The sequence below is a fragment of the Amycolatopsis sp. NPDC000009 genome (assembly GCF_055563465.1).
The window spans coordinates 44,763-61,786 of record NZ_JBVHDI010000011.1; the positions used below are offsets into that span (position 1 = coordinate 44,763).

Below are 17,024 nucleotides of genomic sequence, written 5' to 3' on the forward strand. Positions count from 1 at the left end.
CATGGATCCCGAACTCGAAGCCTTCATCGCCCTCTTCCCGAAGGCGAAACTCGACGACCCGGTCGCGGACCGCGTGAGCTTCGCGAAGCTGGCCACGTCCGTGCCGCAGCCCGACACGTCGGACATGGACGTCGAAGACCGGACGGTGCCCGGTGACCCCGGTGTCCCGATCCGGATCTACCGGCCCCGTGAGGCACAGGGCGCCATCATCTGGCTGCACGGCGGCGGCTGGGTCATGGGCAACCTGGAGACCGAGCATCCTTGGGCGGCGCGGCTCGCCGAGGCCTCCGAGGCGACGGTGATCTCGGTCGAGTACCGGCTGGCGCCGGAGAACCCCTTCCCGGCCGCGTTCGACGACGTCTACGCCGTGCTGAACTGGACGGCCGGGCACGCGGCCGAACTCGGCGTCGACCCCGGCCGGATCGCGATCGGCGGGCACAGCGCGGGCGGCGGGCTCGCGGCGGCGACGGCACTACGGGCTCGCGACGAAGACGGCCCGCGGATCTGCTTCCAGCTGCTCAACCAGCCGGGTCTCGACGACCGGCAGGAGTCGTGGTCGGCGCGGAACTTCACCGACACGCCGTGGATGAACCGCGCCAAGATCACCGCCGCGTGGGGGCACTACCTGGCCGGGAAGCCCGCGCCTTCGCCGTATGCCGCCCCTTCGCGGGCCACCGATCTTTCCGGGCTGCCGCCCGCGTACGTGGCCTCCGCCGAACTGTGCCCCAACCGCGACGAGAACATCGAGTACGCGCTCCGTCTGCTGCAGGCGGGGGTTTCGGTCGAGCTGCACCAGTGGGCGGGCACCTTCCACGGGTCACAGGCCATCCTGTCCGCCGAGGTGTCCCGTCGTCAGATCGACGAACTCGGCGGCGTCCTGCGCCGCGCGCTGGCCTCGTCATGACAGCCCCTACGGCGGCCCGCTTGCTGCGCCCGTTCGCCGGGAGTTTCGCCGCGGTGGTCGTCCTTCAGGTCATCGGCGCCATCTCGGGGTTGGCGCCGCTGCTCGCGGTCGTCGAGCTGGGCAGGGCGCTGCTGGCATCCGGCCCGGTCGACGAAAGCCGGGTCTGGGCCGCGGTGATCGTGGGCGCGGCAGGCATGTTCGTCCGGCTGGTGCTCACGGCCGCGTCGTCGGGGATCGGGCATCTGCTCGACGGCCGGGTCCAGCTCACGTTCCGCCGCCTGCTGGCCGAACGCCTGGGGCGCGTGCCGATCGGCTGGTTCTCGAGCCGCCGCACCGGTGAGCTGGCCAAGGTCGTCGGCGAGGACGTCGGCGCCGTGCACCCGTTCATCGCCCACACCCCCGGCGAGCTCGTGTCGGCCTTCGTCGTCCCGCTGGTGTCGCTGGTCTACCTGCTCACCATCGACTGGCGGCTCACCTTGATCACGCTGATCCCGGTGGTGCTGGCGGTGGCCATGGTCCCGCTGATGATGACCCCGTCCCGGCTGCGTGAGCAGGAGGAGTTCGACCGGGGAATGGCGGGGATCTCGGACTCGGTGGTCGAATTCGTCCAGGGCATCGCCGTGGTCAAGGCGTTCGGCGGCGCGGGCCGCGCCCATCGCAGGTTCCGCACCGCGGCGGACGCCTTCGTCGCCACCTTCACCCGGTGGGTGCACGGCATGGCCGGGCCGGCGGCGGGAATGCAGCTGGCGCTGTCGCCGCCGTTCGTCCTGCTGGTGGTCCTCATCGGCGGCACGCTCCTGATCACCGGCGGCGGCCTCGCCCCGGTCGATCTCCTGCCGTTCCTGGTACTCGGCCTTGGCTTGACCGCGCCCGTCGCCGCGCTCGGCCATGGCTTCGACGAACTCCAGGCCGCCCGTCGCGCGACCGGCCGGATCCGCGAAGTGCTCGGGGTGCCGTCACTGCCGGAGCCGTCGAACCCCGTTTCGCCGCGAGGCCACCGGGTGGAGCTGCGCGGTGTCCGGTTCGGTTACGAGGCCGGCCGCGAGGTCCTGCGCGGACTCGATCTGGTGCTCGAACCGGGGACGGTCACCGCGCTCGTCGGCCCGTCCGGCGGCGGAAAGTCCACTTTGGTCACTCTGCTGCCGCGCTTCTTCGACCCGGCGGAGGGTTCCGTGCTGCTGGGCGGCGTCGATCTGCGTGAGATCGGCAGCCGGGAGCTGTACCGCAAGGTCTCCTTCGTGTTCCAGGACGTCCGCCTGCTGCGCGCGTCGGTCGCGGACAACATCGCGCTCGCCGTGCCGCACGCCGATCGCGAAGACGTCGTGCGCGCCGCCCGGCTCGCGCAGATCCACGACCGGATCCTCGAACTGCCGCACGGCTACGAAACGGTGCTGCACGAGGAAGCCGGACTGTCGGGTGGCGAAGCGCAGCGGATCTCGCTGGCCCGTGCGCTGCTCGCCGACACACCCGTCCTGGTGCTCGACGAGGCGACCTCGTTCGCCGACCCGCGGACCGAACTGGCCGTGCGCCGGGCGCTGGCGACCTCACGGGCCGATCGGACCGTCCTGGTCATCGCGCACCGGCTGGAGACGGTCGTCGACGCCGACGCCGTCGTACTGCTGGAGAACGGCACCATCACCGAACGCGGGAAACCCGCGGATCTGCTGGCGCGGAACGGGAAGTTCGCCGCCTTCTGGCGTTCCCACCACTCCGCCGAACCCCAGGGGGAACCTCGATGATCCGGATGTTGCTGAGCGTCCTCGGCCCCGGCCACGCCCCGCCGGTGCGGCGCACCGTGGCACTGATGACGGCGACCGCGATCGTCGAAGGCCTGTCCTACGCGCTGCTGGTCCCCTTGCTGCGGGCGCTGCTCGGAAGCACTCCGGGCGACGCCGTCCCGTGGCTGATCGCGTTCGGCGCGGCCTTCTCGGTGTTCGCGATCCTGCGGTACCGCGCCGATCTCGCCGGCTTCCGCGCCGGCACGACGTTGCTGCACGGGATGTACCACCGGCTCGGCGACCATCTCGCCCGGCTGCCGATGGGCTGGTACGGCGGGAAACGGGTCGGTGAGGTGTCGTCGCTGGCCGGACCAGGTGTCCTGCAGGCGATGGGCGTGATCGCGCATCTGCTGGCGCCGTTCGTCGCCGCGTGCGTCACCCCGCTGACGATCGTGTTCGTGATCCTCGTCTTCGACTGGCGGCTGGGGCTGGCCGCGCTGATCGCGGCCCCGGTCGTGGCGGTCATCCAGGTCTGGACGGGCCGTTCGATGGCCGCCGCCGACGAAGAGGCCGCGGAACGCGGGAACGAGGCCACGGGGCGGGTCATCGAGTATCTCCAGGCGCAGCCGGTACTGCGCGCGGGTGGACGGGCCGCGGAACGATTCCGGTTGCTCGACGACTCGCTGCGGGACCTTCAGCGGGCGAACCGCCGGTCCACGCTGTCGGCGCTGCCCGGTGTCGTGGGGCTGACGTTCACGGTGCAGGCGATGTTCACCGGCCTGCTGGTGCTGGGCGCGTTCCTCGCGCTCGGCGGGGGCATCGGGGCGCCCGAGGTGCTGACGATCCTCGTCCTGGCCGCGCGCTGCGCGGATCCGTTGCTCTCGCTGACCGACATCGGCGGCAAGCTCCGCGGCGCGCGTTCGGTGCTGACGAGGCTCGACGCGCTGCTGCGGACCGAACCTTTGCCGGAACCGCCGGAGCCCGTCCGGCCGGATCGCCACGATCTGGAGTTCGAGTCCGTCGTCTTCACCCGCGGCGGCCGCACGGTGCTCGACGGACTCTCGCTGACCGTCCACGAAGGACGGAAGCTGGCCGTCGTCGGGCCTTCGGGAGCCGGGAAGAGCACGGTGCTGCAACTGCTCGCGCGGTTCCACGACGTGGATTCGGGCGCGGTCCGCGTCGGCGGCGTGGACGTCCGTGCGATGGGCACCGAGGATCTGATGTCGCGGATCGCGATCGTCTTCCAGGACGTCCACCTCTTCGACGGCACGATCGAGGAGAACGTCCGGCTCGGCCGTCCGGACGCCGGAGACGCCGAGGTGCGCGCCGCCGCGACGGCGGCCCGGCTGGACGAGGTGATCGAACGGCTGCCCGGCGGCTGGTCCGCGAACGTCGGCGAGGGCGGGGCGCTGCTGTCCGGCGGGGAACGCCAGCGGGTCTCGATCGCGCGTGCGCTGCTGAAGGACGCGCCGATCGTGGTGCTCGACGAGGTGACGTCGGCACTGGATCCGGTCAACGAGAAGGCCGTCCACGAAGGCATCGAGCGGCTCATGGCGGGCCGGACCGTGGTGATGGTGGCGCATCGGCTGCGGACCGTCGAACGTGCCGACCACGTGGTGTTCCTGGACGGTGGCCGGATCGTGGAGGAGGGAGACCACGACACGCTGGTCCGGCTCGGTGGCCGGTACGCCGGGTTCCTCGACCTGCAAATCGCTTGACGGCGCGCGCGAACGGCAATGCACTGGGGCGATGAAGATCCGTTCCACGACCGCCGAGGACCGCGATGTCTTCGTCGACACCATGTTCACCGCGTTCGCCCGGTTCCCGGACACCGCGGGCGAGACCTGGTCCGCGCTCGAACTGGACCGCGGCCTGCTCGCGGTGACCGGGGACGGGCGGCCCGTCGGCACGGCCGCCGCGTATTCCTTCGAGCTCACGCTGCCCGGTGACGTCGTCGTCCCGGTAGCCGGGGTGACCGGCGTCGGCGTCCTGCCCTCGCACCGGCGGCGAGGTGTGCTCAGCGCGATGATGCGGCATCAGCTCGCCGAATTCCGCGAGCGGGGCGAGTTCCTCTCCGTCCTGCTCGCGTCGGAAGCGCTGATCTACCGGCGGTTCGGCTACGGCCCGGCGACCTACACCCGGCGTCTGACGGTGCCGCGCCATCGGGCCGTTTTCGCCGGTGGGACGGCCGGTGGCTCGATCGAGGTGCTGCGCCGGGCCGAGTGCGGCGAGCTCCTGGAGGAGATCTACGACCGGTATCGCCGCACTCGGCCCGGCGCGCTGTCGCGGCCGCACCGCTGGTGGTCCTTGGGCGCCGGGCAGCCGCCGATCTCCCGGGCTTCGCGCTACATCGCCCTGCACCGCGACACCGACGGCGTGCCGGACGGGTACGCCTCGTACTCGCTCACCGAGCCCAGCACTCTGACGGTCGACGAGACCATCGCCGTCGACGACGAGGTGTCCACGGCGCTCGCCCGGTTCGTGCTCGAACACGACCTGATCACCGAGGTCGTGTTCAAGCATTGCCCGCCCGACCATCCACTGCGGTGGCAGCTCGAAGACTTCCGGGCAGGCGAAGTCGGCGGCGACACGGACTGGCTCTGGGTGCGGCTCCTGGACGTGCCCCGCGCGCTCACCGCACGGGGCTGGTCCGCCGACGGCGAGCTCGTCCTCGATGTCGACGACCCGGCGCTCGGCGAGCGCGGCCGGTACCTGCTCACCGTCCGCGGTGGTGAGGCGGCCTGCGTCCCGACCGACACCGAACCCGACCTGTCCATGGACGTGAGCGACCTTGGCTCGATCTATCTCGGCGGCACCGCACCGAGCCTGCTCGTGCGGGCCGGGCGCGTCCACGCCCATCACCCGGGTGCGGCCGCGCTCGCGGACGCTCTGTTCCGTACCGAGCGTGCGCCGCACTGCCTGCACTGGTTCTGATCAGGCCCGGCGGGTGCCGACCGTGAACAGCAGCGACGCCGCGGTCAGCACCACGCCGAACCACACCACGCTGGTGATCCCGGCGTGGTCCGCGAGCAGCCCCGCGAACAACGCGCCCAGCGCGATGGAAGTGTTGTACGCCAAGGTGTTGAGCGACATGGCGGCCTCGAACGTGTCGGGCGCGGACCGCTGCGTCATGGTGAGCTGACTCAGTTGCACCACGCCGTAGGACAGACCCCAGAGCACGAGCGCGATCAACGCCCCCGCCTGCCCGTGGCCGACGACGAGCAGCAACACCAGGGACGTCACGAGTCCGGCCGCTCCGACCGCGAAACTGACGAGGACGTTCTTCGCCACGAAATGCCCCGCGAGGAAGTTCCCCGCCGCTCCCCCGGCGCCGAAGACGATCAGGCACACCGTGACGAAGGCGGGCGACGCCGACGAAGTGCCTTCCAGGAAGGGGCGGATGAAGGTGTAGACGCCGAAGTGCCCGAGCACGAACAGCACGACGGTGATCAGGACCGACCGCAGGCGCGCGTTAACCCGCGGCAGGCCGAAGACCTCACGGACCGGGACCGCGTTCGCCGACGGCAGTGACGGGACCAGGACGACCACGGCGAGGAACACGAGGACGCTGAGCCCGCTCCAGATCAGGAACGTGCTCTGCCAGCCGACAAGGCGCTCCAGGATGGTGCCCAGCGGCATCCCCAGCACGGTGGCGATGGAGATACCGGACATCACGACCGCCGCCGCCCGGTTCGCGTGGCGGCCGGGAACGATCCGCATCGCCATCCCCACGCCGATGGCCCAGAACGCGCCGTTGGCGAAGCCCATGACGAGCCGGGTCGCCAGTACCAGCGGATAACCGGGCGCGAGGGCGGTGATCAGATTGCCGGCGGTCAGGATCGCGAGCAACGTGGAGAGCAGGACGCGCCGGTTGATCCGCCGCGTCCACGCGACCACGAACGGCACGCCGAGGCCTGCCGAAACGCCGTAGAGCGTGACCATCAGGCCGGCGGCGCCCACCGAGATGTCCAGGCTGGAACTCACCGGGGTGAGCAGGCCGACGGGCATCAGTTCGGTGGTGAGGAAGACGAACAGGCTGGCGGTGATGGCGGCGACCCCTGCCCAGCCCTTCAGGGTCGAGTGCGCGTTTTCGGTTCGGGTGACCATTTCTTCTCTCTCGATTCACGAGCATGACGAAGAAACCCCTGCGGGCACGGCGATTCCGCCCCTGGGGTACTTCGCTCCAGAAGGATCGACGGCGCGCGGGACAGCCCCGCGAACCTCTTAGCGCTAAGCTATTTGATGCTTAGCGCTAAGTCAAACGCGTTGGCTCGTCAGTCGTCGAGAGCGACATCCCCCAGTGACCGCAACAGGTTTCGCAGTAGAACGGCCAGTTCGTCCCGCTCCTCGGGGCTGACCGCGCTCAGGAGCCGGTGCTCGGTGTCGACGTGATCAGGCAGGGCACGGTCGATGAGTTCGCGTCCTTGCTCCGTGAGGTCGACCAGCACGCGGCGGCCGTTCGTCTCGTCGGGCGCGCGGACCACCAGACCGCGCTCTTCGAGCCGGTCGAGCCGCTGGGTGATCGCACCAGAGGTGACCATCGCCGATCGCATCAGGTCGGCGGGGGTCAGCGTGCCGGCCCGGCGCAGGGTCGCCAGGACGTCGAACGACGACCGGTCGAGGTCGTGGCGGGCGAACGTCTTGCGCAGTTCGCCCTCCATGACCCGGGTCAGCCTGGTCAGCCGCCCGATGACACCCATCGGGGAGACGTCCAGGTCGGGACGGGCTTCGGCCCACTGGCGCAGAATGTGATCAACGTGATCCGGCACGACGGGAGGCTACCCCGGCCCCGGAGCGCGGACGTTCGCCGACACCACGGCCGGAGGAAGCCCTCACTCACGACCGACGGCATAGGTGAGCAGCAGCGCACCCGAAGCGAACCGCCGGTCGTCGACGAGCGTAACCGCCGTCTTCGCGTACTCGCCGTCGAAAAGCCGCGTCCCGCCGCCGAGGAAGACCGGATTCACCACGAGCCGCACTTCGTCGAGCAGCCCGAGCCGGACGGCGGACGTGGCGGCCCCTCCCCCGGCGAAGAGCGCGATGTCACCTTCGAGACCGGCGAGCGCCGAGGCGTCTTCGAACACGAGAGAGTTGTGCCAGCTCGTGGCTCGGAGGGTGCGCGAGAGGACGTACTTCGGCAGTTCGTGCATCCGGCGCCGTTGCGTGGCCGAAACCTCGTCCCCGGCGGTCGGCCAATAGCCGGCGAGCTCCTCGTAGGCCTTGCGGCCGAAGACCATGCCGTCGATCGACTCCAGCAGTTCGTCGATATGCCCTTGGAACTCGTCGTCGGCGAACTGCCAGTCGATGTCACCCGCGGTGTCGGCGATGTACCCGTCGAGCGAAACGTTGATGTGCAGGAAGAGATGCCCTATGGGAGCTCAAGCTACACTTCTTGAACGCTCTGTCAAGAAGTCGTACGATGACGCCATGCCACGCACGGGAAGGCCGCGATCCTTCGACGAGGACCAGGTGATCGGAGGAGCGCTCGACGTCTTCTGGCAGCGGGGTTACGCGGCCACGTCGATGCGCGACCTGAAGGAGGAACTCGGCATCCTGCCGGGAAGTCTGTACGCCGCGTATGGCGACAAGCACGCGCTCTTCCTGCGCGCGCTGGAACGCTACGCGGGCGGCGCCGCGAGCCAGGCGGTCACCCTCGCCGAAGGACCGGTTCTCGCGCATCTGCGTGAGCTTCTGCTCAGCGTCCTGGATGCGGCGCGGGAAACCCCGGGGCGCGGGTGCCTGCTGGGCAACACCGCCGCCGAACTGCTTCCCGCCGACGAAGCCGCCGGGAAGATCGTCCACAGTGGATTCGAAGCGCTGGAAACCGGCATCGCGCAAGGACTCGAAGCCGCACAGCGGTCCGGCGAGGTCCGCGCGGACGTCGACTGCGGGACGCAGGCGCGGCTTCTGCTCGTCGTCATGCAGGGCCTGCACGTGGTGGCCAGGGCGGAGGCGGATCCGCGCAGGCTCACCGACGCGGTCGACGCCGCTTTGGCGCCCTTGACCGCGAAGTGACGCCTGGGCACACCGCCGCCGGTGTGCCCAGGAGCCGGATCACTCCTCGAAGCCTTCGTCTCCACCGCCGAAGGCGTCTTCCATGACCTCACCGAGGATCATGCCGCCGACCACGCCCGCGGCGGCACCGGCGACCACGCCGCCCATCCCCGGCCCACGCCTGCCGTGGTGCCCGTGATGCCCGTGGTGGTCGTATTCGTGGCCGTAGTGCTCCTGGTGCCCGCCGAACATGGCGTGCCCGCCGCCGGACTCGGCGACCTTGGCGAGCCAGCCGTCGATGGCCGCCGCCCAGTCGGTGCGCAGGGCCTCCTCGTGCGAAACGTGGAAACGGCCGAAGGAGTCTCCGCCGGAGCGGAACATGCCACCGCGCCGGTCGGCCTCCAGCACCACCACCAGGTCGTCCGGGCTCGCGACGAAGGTCAGCTCCACCTGGCTGACGCGGCCCGCGTAGCGCGACGGCGGGAAGAACTCGATCTCCTGGAAGAACCCGAGTTCCTGCCGGACGCCGTGCAGCCGCCCCGCTTCGACGTCGGCGCTGCGGAACGAGAAGCCCAGCTCGCCGAACGCCTCCAGCACCCGGTCCTGCGATTCCAGCGGCCCGACCAGCACCGGATCGAGGTCGCCCTTGTCCGGCGCGCCGGCGATGACGAGCTCGGTCCGCACGCCGACCACCATCCCCGGCAGTTCACGTCCGCCGACCGCGCTGATCGGCGTCTCCCACGGCAGCGCGATCTGGAACGGCACCGTGGTCAGTTGCCCCGCCGTCACCGTCACCTTGCGGCCCGCGCTGACCCGCAGGAACTCCGCGGTTCCGGCGCGCTCGTGATCGCCACGCTCGACCTCGACCCGGGTGACCAGCGAAAGCAGGATCTCCTCGATCTGGGCGTCGCTCGAACCGCCCTGGATGCGGACCTGGCCGGTGATCACCTCGCCGGGAACGGCGTGCGGTGAGTCGAGCACGGTGTCGACGGACGGACCGCCGACTCCGAAGGCGCTGAGCATCCGTTTGAACATCAGGGATTTCCTCCGCTGGGTACTGGAACGAGGGGAGTACCGGAACACTTCGACTACTACCGAGATCCGTCGCGGCCCGCCAGGCAAACCGGGGTAAAACCCCCTAAACGGGCGCGACGTCACTACCTTCTCAGATCGGCCTGGCGGACATCGTGCAGGTGGATGACGACGTCGTAGGACCGACCGAGCGAGATGGCCGCGAGATCGACGGGGAACTGCGTGCCGATGGTGCGCGTGGGCCGGGCCGTGTCCAGCCAGGCCCGCGCGGACGGCGGCGCGGTGCGCACGTCCAGGTAGAAGTCCTCGAACCGGACCTGGTCGAGGGTGTGTTCGTTCGAGCCGGACGGCGCGGCCGGAACAGAGAAGCGCTTCCAGTCACCTTCGAGCGCTTTGTCCTTGGACAGGAAGGAACCACGGTCGAAGCCGAACCCGATCGGCAGGTAGTCCCGGCCCAGCGTTTCGCGCAGGAAGGCACCCTGGGTCTTCGGGTACATCGCGGGGCTGTCGGTCTCGTAGGAGACGTGGCCGTTGTGCGCGGAGAGCAGGATCCTGTGCCCGGTCCGCCGCTGCCACCAGGCGACGTTCTCCGCCATCGCCCGGTCGCGCAGGATCTGCGCGGTGGGCAACCCCTTCGGGTCCGAGAGGTCGACGGCGAGGAACCTGGCTGTCTGCGCGACGAACTTGGCGTGCTGCTCCGCCCAGTCGCTGCCTTCCGCACCGCGCAGGCCCTTGATCAGCTCGTAGGCCTGCTCCGCCTGTGCGGCGAGCCGCAGCCGCTCGTCGAGCGGCTTGCGCAGGTACACGAACGCGTCGTCGATCGGGCGCAGGCCCGTGTAGAGCCGGTTCAGCCGGGGGAGGTCCGCCGGATGATGCTGCCGCACGTAGCCGGTGATCCTGGCGAAGAACGCGTCGTTCACCGATGGCGCGCCGAGATCGTCACCGACGAAGTGCACGGCGCGGCCGGGGTGCGCGCGGTTGTACTCGCGCATCCACCGGATGAGGCTCACGAACTCCTCGCGGTCCCATGGGGAACCGGCCAGCGTCCGCTTCGCGAGCTCTCGGACGTCACCCTTGCCGCCCTGGACGTACTCGTCGATCTCCAGGCCCGCGGACCAGCTCAGCTCCAGCGCGAAGGCCCGGAAGCCCTTTTCCTCGACGAGGTAGCGGAACACCCGCTCCTTCATGGTGAAGAACTCGTGCGAGCCGTGGGTCGCCTCGCCGAGGCCGACCACCTTCGCGCCGCCGATCATCCCGCCCAGCGCCCGCAGGTCGGCCGTGTTCCGGCCTGGTTCGGTCGAACGCAGCGGATGCGCCGCGCGGTCCAGCGAGCGCACCGGGGCCGGGCCTTCGTCCGCGAAAGCCGGGCCCGCCATGGGTACGAGCAGCGCTCCGGCCACCACCGCGGCGACCACTCCCCGTCTCCCCCACCGTTTCCGGCGCTGTGTCATGACGTCCACCCCTTCGCTCCGATGTCGAAGACGATCATCGTCCGCGGACCGGGGGCGGCGCATTGAAGCAAAGCTCCTACTTGGGGTGAGGAAAACCCCACCCCACGAGGAAGCGGGTGGACCCCGCCGCCGGGGTGTGGGACCCGGCGGCGGGAGTCCACCCGCGTTTATCTCCCTCCGCAGCGGCTGTCCGTCACTCCGCGCGCCACAACGCGGGTGTGGACGGCGGCTCCCAGCCGGGCTGGGCCGTGTGCGCCTGCAAGCACACGTAACCGCGGCCGCTGTAGGTGACCCGGGCGCCCGCGGAATAGCCGGTTCCCGCCGCCCAGGTCGTCCCGCCGGGCGGGTTGGAGGTCGAAGTCGGCGTCGTCGGCGTCGTACTGGTCGGCCGTGAGGTCGACGTCGGCGTCTGCGGCACGTTCAGCACGAAGTCGAACGCGGCCTGCTTGCCGGGAGGCTGATCGCGGACGGTCATCAGCAGCCGTGGGTCGAAGATCGAGTCGGTGTTGTTGCGCGGCTCGTTGGGGAAGTAGAGCTGCGTGGTCAGCACCGGCCTGCCGGGCGCCTGCACCTTGACATGGATGTGCCGCGTACGGCCGGGGTACAGGCCCGGCACGATCGTGCTCAGCGAGAACGCGCCCTGGTCGTTGGTGAACTGGTGACCGCGGAAGGTGTACCCCACGTTGTCGTAGGCGCCGTTGACGTCCGCCTGCCAGAAGTCCAGCAGCGCCCGCGCGATCGGAAGACACCCGAGACCGAAGACGTAGCCGGACACGGTGAGCCTCGTGCCCTGGGTGTTCGGCGTGACGAGCGACGTCCGCTGCGGCGAATTCGGCTTGAAGTAAGGACCTTCGGTCTGCGGCGGGGTCGGGTCGTCACCGTCGTCGCAGGCGGGGGTCAGCTCGGGTGCCTGGCCGTTCGCGACGGTGGTGCGCGCGAGGGCGGGGCCGCCGATCAACGCGACCGGCGCCGCCACACCCGCGGCGATCGCGGCCTTCAGCACGGTCTTCCGGCTGAGTTTGCTTTCTTCGTCCATACCTGCTCCTCGTGGGGGCTTCGGGAATCACCCTCGACGGTATGGAGAAGATCAGCCGCGGACGATGGACTGGGCCGGTCAGTCGTGGTGAATCTCCGGGGGCGCGTCACCGGTCCGGCGGTAATCGCCGGGGCTCAACCCCGTTTCCCGCCGGAAGAACCGGCAGAAATAGGCGGGATCCGCGAAGCCGACCCGGCTGGCGACCTGACGCACGGTCAGATCCGTACCGCGCAGGAATCGTTTCGCCTCCCTCGTCCTCGCCTCACGCATCAGTTGTGCCGCCGTCCGGCCGGTCGCCGTTTTCACCGCGTCGGTGAGATATCCCGGCGTGACCCCGATCCGCTCCGCGAGCGCGCCGACCGACCAGAGTCCCAGATCGGGCCTGCCGAGCAGCCGCGCGAATTCCGTGCCCACCGCCTGTGCCCTGGCCGGCGGGCGCGGGTCCGCCAATCCCGGAAGGCGTCCCGCCCGGACGATCAGCACGTGCATCAGTGCCCGGAGCACCGAATCGGTACCCTGGCCGCCACAACGGAATTCCTCGTCCAGTTCGGCGACCATCCGGGCCGTCTCCTCGGCCGCGCGTTCGTCGAGCCGCCACGGCTGTTGGCTGAGCCTTCGCAGTGTTTCGCGATCCGACGGATGTTCGAGCAGGAAATCGTCGGTGAACAACACGACGTACCCGCTGAGATCGCGGGCATCCCAATGATGCACCTGCCCCGGTGTTATGACCGCGAGTTGCGGCGGCCCCAATTCCCAGCGGGTGAAATCGATGACGTGGTCACCGGTACCACCGGTGACATGGACGATTTCGTAGAACGTGTGCCGATGCGGGAACGCCGCCCGCGACATCGGCCCGATCGTGTCGAATGTGCCGACCGTGAACGGCAGGGCGTCCGGCGCGCGGACCTCCAGCCGATGCAGTGGCAGTTCCCCCGCCTTCGGTTCGAGGCAAGGCGTCCTTGGCAACACCGTCGTTCCGCGCATGGACCGGTCCCTTTCACCACACTGGGAAAGAAAAGTCTAGACCAATGCCGGGTACGTCGGCTGCCGACGGAAGTCGCTTGTCCCCGCCGGGGTACAGTCGAGATCATCGACGCACGTCCGAAGGGTCACCACGCGATGTTCCCCACCAAGTCGCGCGGTCGGGCCTGGTGGCCGGTCGGCGCGTTCGCCGCGCTGACGCTGGCCTGCGCCGTGGCCTGGGCGACGACGGGCGCTTCCCACAGCGACCTCGAGATCTATCGATTCGGCGTCGACACCCTGTGGAACGGCGGCGACCTCTACGGCGCGTTGCCGCTTTCCGACGCGGGCATCCCGCTGCTGTTCATCTATCCACCGTTCGCCGCGCTGGTGCTCACCCCGCTGGCGCTGGGTGCCGTGGACCGGCTCGGTGCTCCTGCTGTTCGCGCTCAGCCTGGCCGCGCTGGGAATCACCTTCTACGGCATCGTCCGCACGCTGTGGCCGTCCGGGGGCCGGCGGAAGGCGCTGCTCGTCGCGTCGCTGGCGATCACGCCGGCGCTCTTCCTCGAACCGGTCCGCCAGACGCTCGGCTTCGGCCAGATCAATCTGGTACTGATGGGTCTCGTCGCGGCGGATTGCCTGCTGGCGCGGGGCCGCTACCGGGGAATCGGGGTCGGTCTCGCGGCCGCGATCAAGCTGACGCCCATGGCGTTCCTGCTGTTCTTCCTGGTACGCAAGGATTTTCGTGGTGCGCTGACCTCGATGGGCACGTTCGTGGCCGCCTCCGCCGTCGCGTTCGCGGTCGCCCCGGAGGCTTCCGCGCGGTATTGGTTCGGCGGCTTCGCCGGGGCGTCCGGAATCAGCGGCACCTCGTTCCACACCAACCAGACCCTGCAGGCCGTGCTGGCGCGATTCGGCGTCGAGGGCGCCGCGAAGCCGCTATGGATCGTCCTCACCGGCGTTCTGCTGGTTCTGGTGGCACTGACCATGTACCGCTCGGCCCCGGTGCCGGCGCTGCTGCTGAACGCGACGTTCGCGCTGCTCGTCTCACCGACGTCGTGGTCACACCATTGGGTGTGGATCGCCCGGCGCTGTTCACTACTGCCGCCTACGTGGCACTCAGACACCAGGCGATGCTTTGGCTCGCCGTCACTGGAGCAGGCGCCACGATCTTCGTCGCGGCGCCGTTCCGGTATTTCCCGGCCTTCGATCGGCCTGGCCAGACGTGGACGACCGCCCAGCAGTGGCTGGGAAACTGCTACGTCGTCGCGGGTCTGGTCTTCCTCGTCGTCGCGGCCGTTCTCGCGCTGCGGAAAGGACCACGATGCTCGACCTGAGCGGCACCACGACCCTCGTCACCGGGGCCAGCGGCGGCATCGGCCAAGGCATCGCGCTGCGCTTCGCCGAAGCGGGCAGCGCCGTCGCCGTGCATTACCACCGCGATGAACCCTCCGCGCACGCCGTCGTCGAGCGGATCCAGGAGGCGGGCGGCGCCGCCAAGGCGTTCTCCGCCGACCTCACCGACGACGGCGAATGCCGACGTCTCGTGGCCGCCGCCGCGGCCTGGACCGGGCGGCTGGACACGCTGGTCAACAACGCCGGCGTGCAGCCGATCGAACCCTTGCCGGAGATGTCGGCGGAAAGCTGGCGCGCCGTCCTCGACGCGAACCTCACCAGCGCGTTCTCCTGCACGCAGGCCGCCGCCGAGGTGATGGACAGCGGCAGCGTCATCCACATCGCCTCGATCGAAGCGGCCCACCCCGCGCCGGGACACGCGCACTACAGCAGCGCGAAGGCCGCCCTGGTCATGCACGCCCGCGCCGCCGCGCTCGAATACGGGCCGCGAGGCCTGCGCGTCAACGCCGTCTCCCCCGGTCTGATCGACCGCCCCGGCCTCGGCGACGACTGGCCGGACGGCGTCCGCCGCTGGGAACAGGCCGCACCCCTCGGCAGGCTCGGCACTCCTGGCGACGTCGCGAACGCCTGCCTGTTTCTCGCCTCGCCGCTCGCGGCGTGGATCACCGGACACAACCTGACCGTGGACGGCGGCGTCTCGGCGCGTCCCACGTGGTGATCGGGGATTCGGCTCGCTTGCTTCGTGTTCTTTAGTGGCGGTTCGGCGTCGTACTGGGCAAGCGAAGGGACTCACTTCAGGGCTGACACAGCGTCTTGCCGGGCGTCGCTCGCCCCTTTCTGCCTACTCTCTTGCTTCGCGTTCTTAAAGCTCTTCGCACCCTTAATCGCTTCGCGTCTCTAGGGGCTTCGCACCCTTAAGAGTGCTTCGCTACCTATTTCCGAAACATTTGCCCACTAGGCCGTTTGGACTAGCGCAGGTGTTCGATTCGGAGTAACGTCAGTGTCGTGGCCAGCAACGATGCACCCCAGAGGACGTCCACCGAGTGGTGGCGCGCCGACACCGCGAAGTTGCATGCCCGCAAACAGGAACTGGAAGTCCTGAAGCGCCAAGCGGATGCGGAGCAGAATGCGATCCTGGCGGAAATCAATCGTCGCGGGGTGCGCGGATGTTCGGGTCATTCGACGTTGGCGGGGCTGATTGTCGAGGACTTCCTGGTAACGGACAAGGAAGCCGGCGCTCGCGCCGACCGGGTGCTGGCGCTGCATCCCGGCCCAGCCATCGGCGGAGATCCCGAACCACCGCTGGCACCCCTGACAGCTGAAGCCGCCGCGGAGGGCGCGATCGGCGGGTCGCAGATCGACGCGATCATCAAGACGCTCGCCCGGATCCCGTCCATGGTGCCGGAGGATGAGGTGCGGGCCGGGGAGAAGATCCTGGTCGCACTGGCTCGCCACGCCGGACCCCGCCAGATCATGCGCGCCGGGCGCCGTCTGCTGGACGAGCTGGATCCCGATGGGAAAGAGCCCCGGAATGAGGACCCGAAGGACACCCGGCCGGAGTTGCGGTTCGTCAAGCACCGCGACGGCACCCTCGGCCTGAAAGCGCGCCTCGACCTGGAAACCTATGCCCGCCTGAAATCCGACCTCGACCCCATGGCGAAACCGCACAAAGCCATCGACGGGGTGCGCGACTCCCGCAGCCAGGATGAGCGCTACGGGGATGCCTTCACCGACTACGTGCGGTTGAAGACCACCAGCCGGAACCTTCCCGGCCAGGCCGGGGAAGCGACCCACATTTTGGTCACCATGTCCTATGAGGATCTGATCAACGATCTTGGTGAAGCACACCTGGATCTGGTCGGGCCGATCAGTGCCACCGACGCCCGCATCCTCGCCTGCGACGCCCGCGTGCGACCGGGTGTTCTCGGCACCGCCGGAGAACCCTTGGACATCGGCCGGTCGAAACGCACCGTGTCCCTGGCGCAGAAGTACGCACTCACCCTTCGTGACGGCGGCTGCGCGTTCCCCGGCTGTGACATGCCGGTACCCCGCTGCACCGCACACCACATTGTTTTCTGGCGCCACCACGGCGAAACGAAGATCGACAATTTGGTGTTGTTGTGCACCAAACACCACCGGTTGATCCACCACAGCGAATGGAAAGTTCAGATCGCCCAAGACGGACTTCCGGAATTCACCCCGCCCGCCTACCTCGACCCCACCGGGACACCGAGGCGGAACACCATGCACCTCAGGACATAGGCCGACCCCATGAAACTCCGAGACCGAGTCGACCCGGCGTTGCCAGGCCGCGACATCGACGAGCGCGGTTGCGGCGTCGGATCACATGGCTCCATCTCGCCGACCCGACCGCACCGAAGGCCAGCGAGCCACCTTCCGTGGCCACAGCCCTCCAGAACAGCCCTCTGGACCCCGAGGGCCGCCGCCTCCCCAGACCGCCGCCTCCAAGGGCGCCGCCCCCCGGACCGCTACCTCCAGAACCACTGCCTCCCAAGGGCGCCGCTCCCAGGACCGCTACCTCCCAAGAGCCCCCCAGGGCCCTACCTCCCGA

15 protein-coding genes are annotated in these 17,024 nt (G+C 69.4%); 8 read left to right on the forward strand and 7 right to left on the reverse strand.

Annotation, left to right across the window (positions count from 1 at the left end; all coding sequences use genetic code 11):
- The first annotated feature begins 1 nt into the window (after position 1).
- Genes ACZ3HL_RS26540 through ACZ3HL_RS26555 form a run of 4 tightly spaced genes read left to right on the forward strand, consistent with a single transcriptional unit; the run spans position 2 to position 5,556 of the window.
- Positions 2–904, forward strand: coding sequence for an alpha/beta hydrolase (locus ACZ3HL_RS26540; protein WP_465534467.1), 903 nt, complete (start codon positions 2–4; stop codon positions 902–904).
- On the forward strand, positions 901–2,643 hold the full coding sequence (locus ACZ3HL_RS26545) for an ABC transporter ATP-binding protein (RefSeq protein ID WP_465534468.1): 1,743 nt from the start codon (positions 901–903) through the stop codon (positions 2,641–2,643). The genes ACZ3HL_RS26540 and ACZ3HL_RS26545 overlap by 4 nt, the downstream gene beginning before the upstream one ends.
- Positions 2,640–4,340: an ABC transporter ATP-binding protein gene (locus ACZ3HL_RS26550; RefSeq protein ID WP_465534469.1), complete on the forward strand. Its 1,701-nt coding sequence runs from the start codon at positions 2,640–2,642 to the stop codon at positions 4,338–4,340. The genes ACZ3HL_RS26545 and ACZ3HL_RS26550 overlap by 4 nt, the downstream gene beginning before the upstream one ends.
- 31 nt (positions 4,341–4,371) lie before the next feature.
- Positions 4,372–5,556, forward strand: a complete 1,185-nt coding sequence (locus tag ACZ3HL_RS26555; protein WP_465534470.1) for a GNAT family N-acetyltransferase — start codon at positions 4,372–4,374, stop codon at positions 5,554–5,556.
- Here ACZ3HL_RS26555 and ACZ3HL_RS26560 read toward each other — a convergent pair whose 3' ends face one another.
- The 3 genes from ACZ3HL_RS26560 to ACZ3HL_RS26570 form a co-directional block, all read right to left on the reverse strand.
- Positions 5,557–6,729, reverse strand: coding sequence for an MFS transporter (locus ACZ3HL_RS26560; RefSeq protein ID WP_465534471.1), 1,173 nt, complete (start codon positions 6,727–6,729; stop codon positions 5,557–5,559).
- Between the two features lie 167 nt (positions 6,730–6,896).
- Positions 6,897–7,391 carry a MarR family winged helix-turn-helix transcriptional regulator gene (locus ACZ3HL_RS26565; protein WP_126733919.1) on the reverse strand — a complete coding sequence of 165 codons (495 nt, stop codon included), beginning with the start codon at positions 7,389–7,391 and terminating at the stop codon, positions 6,897–6,899.
- A gap of 63 nt (positions 7,392–7,454) precedes the next feature.
- Complete coding sequence (locus ACZ3HL_RS26570; RefSeq protein ID WP_465534588.1) at positions 7,455–7,994, reverse strand: dihydrofolate reductase family protein; 540 nt, start codon at positions 7,992–7,994, stop codon at positions 7,455–7,457.
- 55 nt (positions 7,995–8,049) lie between these two features.
- Here ACZ3HL_RS26570 and ACZ3HL_RS26575 point away from each other — a divergent pair, with 55 nt between their 5' ends.
- Positions 8,050–8,637: a TetR/AcrR family transcriptional regulator gene (locus ACZ3HL_RS26575; RefSeq protein ID WP_465420105.1), complete on the forward strand. Its 588-nt coding sequence runs from the start codon at positions 8,050–8,052 to the stop codon at positions 8,635–8,637.
- Positions 8,638–8,676: 39 nt separating this feature from the next.
- On the opposite strand, the gene ACZ3HL_RS26580 is transcribed toward ACZ3HL_RS26575, so the two are convergent.
- The 4 genes from ACZ3HL_RS26580 to ACZ3HL_RS26595 form a co-directional block, all read right to left on the reverse strand.
- Positions 8,677–9,651, reverse strand: coding sequence for a sporulation protein (locus tag ACZ3HL_RS26580; protein WP_465420102.1), 975 nt, complete (start codon positions 9,649–9,651; stop codon positions 8,677–8,679).
- 122 nt (positions 9,652–9,773) lie between these two features.
- Positions 9,774–11,099: an erythromycin esterase family protein gene (locus ACZ3HL_RS26585; protein ID WP_465534472.1), complete on the reverse strand. Its 1,326-nt coding sequence runs from the start codon at positions 11,097–11,099 to the stop codon at positions 9,774–9,776.
- 193 nt (positions 11,100–11,292) lie between these two features.
- Positions 11,293–12,135: a dioxygenase family protein gene (locus ACZ3HL_RS26590; RefSeq protein WP_465420098.1), complete on the reverse strand. Its 843-nt coding sequence runs from the start codon at positions 12,133–12,135 to the stop codon at positions 11,293–11,295.
- 78 nt (positions 12,136–12,213) lie between these two features.
- Positions 12,214–13,119 (reverse strand): helix-turn-helix transcriptional regulator, encoded by a 906-nt coding sequence (locus ACZ3HL_RS26595; RefSeq protein ID WP_465534473.1) that lies wholly within the window; start codon positions 13,117–13,119, stop codon positions 12,214–12,216.
- A gap of 406 nt (positions 13,120–13,525) precedes the next feature.
- On the opposite strand from ACZ3HL_RS26595, the gene ACZ3HL_RS26600 reads away from it, so the two are divergent.
- The 3 genes from ACZ3HL_RS26600 (at position 13,526) to ACZ3HL_RS26610 (ending at position 16,714) form a co-directional block, all read left to right on the forward strand.
- Positions 13,526–14,542, forward strand: coding sequence for a glycosyltransferase family 87 protein (locus ACZ3HL_RS26600; RefSeq protein ID WP_465534474.1), 1,017 nt, complete (start codon positions 13,526–13,528; stop codon positions 14,540–14,542).
- Positions 14,430–15,170 (forward strand): SDR family NAD(P)-dependent oxidoreductase, encoded by a 741-nt coding sequence (locus ACZ3HL_RS26605; protein WP_465534589.1) that lies wholly within the window; start codon positions 14,430–14,432, stop codon positions 15,168–15,170. Before ACZ3HL_RS26600 ends, ACZ3HL_RS26605 begins: the two co-directional genes overlap by 113 nt.
- Positions 15,171–15,457: 287 nt before the next feature.
- On the forward strand, positions 15,458–16,714 hold the full coding sequence (locus ACZ3HL_RS26610; protein WP_465534475.1) for an HNH endonuclease signature motif containing protein: 1,257 nt from the start codon (positions 15,458–15,460) through the stop codon (positions 16,712–16,714).
- Positions 16,715–17,024 lie beyond the last annotated feature (310 nt).